The sequence below is a fragment of the Candidatus Edwardsbacteria bacterium genome (assembly GCA_018821925.1).
In the GTDB taxonomy this organism is placed as follows: Bacteria; Edwardsbacteria; AC1; order AC1; family EtOH8; genus UBA2226.
Genome location: JAHJLF010000079.1, coordinates 1 through 2,521, shown reverse-complemented (window position 1 = coordinate 2,521; position 2,521 = coordinate 1). Strand labels below are relative to the sequence as shown.

Genomic DNA, 2,521 nt, shown 5'->3' with positions numbered 1-2,521 from the left:
CTCTTCCAGATATGCCCTTCGCAGGATCTTTTCCATCTCCCGTATCAGACAGTCTTCGCAGATAATCTCGCTATTCATGCCGTTCATATATTTATCCACCAACCGGCCCAGCCCTTCGATTAGTTCATCATCTGTTTCTGTCAGCATGAAGATATCGCTCAAGTCTGCCAAGGCATAGTCAAGACAACTATTCTCTATGGATTTTATCAATACCTGCTCGATACTTGGCGGGAAACGCAAAGACATGCCTTCGATCGCATCCTGATATGATTTGCCATCAACCATGTTTTGATACCATGATCGAATGGCGTTGCTGGCGGGATTATTTTGCTGTTCGGAATATTTATTTAAAATCAGTAGCAAACCTTTTTGGGTTGCCAAAGAATTGGCCTGAATAATAAATTCTTTACATTCCGTTATTTCAAGAACACTCATTTGATTTTAATTTATTTTTATACTTTATTAAGCTCCCGCTCCAACTGCTGGAGCTTGAACATCTCGTAATACCTGCCCTTCAGGTCCAGCAACTCCTGGTGCTTGCCCTGTTCGGCTATCTGCCCCTGCTCCAGCACTATAATCAGGTCGGCGTCCTGGATGGCAAATATCCGGTGTGAGATGACGATGGCCGTCCGTTTTGAGAACTCAGCCGATAACTGATTCAATATCCGCCGCTCGGTATCGGCATCCACCGCCGACATAGCGTCGTCCAGAATCATTATCGGGCGGTCCATCAGCAGGGCCCTGGCCAGCGCCACCCGCTGTTTCTGTCCGCCGGAAAGGGTCACTCCCCGCTCGCCCACCATTGTTTCGTAGCCGTTGGGAAAGGATAGTATCTCTTTATGCACTGCCGCAATCCTGGCCGCCCTCTCGATCTCGGAGGTGTTTTTCCGATCCGGGCGGCCGAAGGAGATGTTCTCGCGAATGGTGTCGGAAAATAAAAAACTGTCCTGGGGAACAAAAGCCACCTGGCCCCGCAATGACTCCATGGAATAATCGGAGATATCCCGTCCGTCCATAAGTATCTTCCCGCTTTGGTGCTGGTACAATCTGAGCAGTAAATTAACGACGGTGGACTTTCCCGAACCAATGGCCCCGGTGATGCCTATCAACTGTTGCGGCTCTATTTTCAGGGATATCTCCTTCAGGGCCGGCAAGGACTTGCCGTTATAAAAGAATGTGACATTCTCAAACTCCAACCGGCCCTGGGTTCTTTTAAGCCTTTGACATCCCGGCCGGTCGGCGATCTCGGGCCTGGTGGCAAAGATCCGGTTGAGCCTCCCCTGCGAGGCCGCCCCGCGCTGGAACACGTTAATGGCCTGGCCGATGGCGATCATCGGCCAGATAAGTATTCCCAGATAGGCCGAGAAGGCTACGAATTCGCCCAGAGAGACACTGCCGAATATCACCATCTTCCCCCCGGCCAGAAAAGTTATTCCCTGGGAGAGCGAAGCGATGAACATTATGACCGGAAAGAACGCGCCCCATACTTTGACCAGCTTCATGTTCTTGGCATAATAATCCCGGCTGGATTCCCGGAACCGCTGTTTCTCAGGCTCCTCCTGCACGAAGAACTTTACCACCCGGATGCCGGAGATATTTTCCCGGACCCTTTCGGTAAGCTCCGAGAAGGAGGCCTGGACGTGCTCAAAACGTTTTCTGATCATCTGTCCGAAGAAGGCCACTATCAGGCTTAAGAAAGGAAGCGGGATCAGGGCATAGAGCGACAGCCGCGGAGAGATATGGAACATCATATAGAGGGAGGCTATGCCCAACACCACGATGTCGGTCAGGATCACCATGCCGAAACCCAGCGCCATCCGCACTGCGTTGATATCGTTGGTGGCGTGGGCCATCAAGTCGCCGGTCTTGTGGTCGTCAAAAAATGAAAAATCCAGGAACGCCAGATGCGAAAAAAAATCCTGGCGCAATTCCCGTTCTATGCGGCGGGCCGAACCGATGATGAAGTACCTCCAGAAGAAGCGCCCCGCGCCCATCCCCAGGGCGATGGCGATTATCCACCAGCCATATGCCAGGATCAATGACAGCGTGGCGGTGCCGCCGGCCAGGGCATCGATGGTCAGCTTCAGCACCTGAGGAATGAACAACTGCAGGATGTCAACCGCAATCAGAGCCAGCAGACCGGCCATGATCTTCCACTTGTGGCGTCCGACGTATTTTTTGAGTTTTAACAGTTCTTTCATTTATAACGATATTAAGATAATGACATGAACAGATATTATAAGTTATATCAAATTGCAAAGTCAAGCAAACATCCGATCAGTGCCAGGATTTAATTTAGACAATAAAAAGCGTCCCGGCATAACCGGGACGCTTGAGCACACCTGATTTTTCAATCAGTTATTTTTTCTTCTTCTTGACAACTTTCTTGGTGGCTTTCTTGACGGCTTTCTTCTTTACTGGCATGTCGATCTCCCTTTAAATGTTATTTATTGTTTTGAAGCACTCATGCTAGTCACGCAATTATTTTTTCTTTTTAGCAACCTTCTTTACTGCCTTCTTT

General features: G+C 49.7%; 2 protein-coding genes. Both read right to left on the bottom strand.

From position 1 onward, the window contains the following. Positions 1 to 435, bottom strand: a 435-nt coding sequence (locus tag KJ869_10300; protein ID MBU1577578.1) for a hypothetical protein, incomplete at its 3' end; no start/stop codon positions are given. Positions 436 to 452: 17 nt separating this feature from the next. After that, entirely contained in the window at positions 453 to 2,201 is a 1,749-nt protein-coding gene (locus KJ869_10295; protein ID MBU1577577.1) for an ABC transporter ATP-binding protein/permease, read from the bottom strand. Positions 2,202 to 2,521: the final 320 nt, after the last annotated feature.

Excerpts from the sequence above, each read along its gene's own strand:
- KJ869_10295 (MBU1577577.1), bottom strand. The coding sequence starts at position 2,201 with ATGAAAGAACTGTTAAAACTCAAAAAATACGTCGGACGCCACAAGTGG.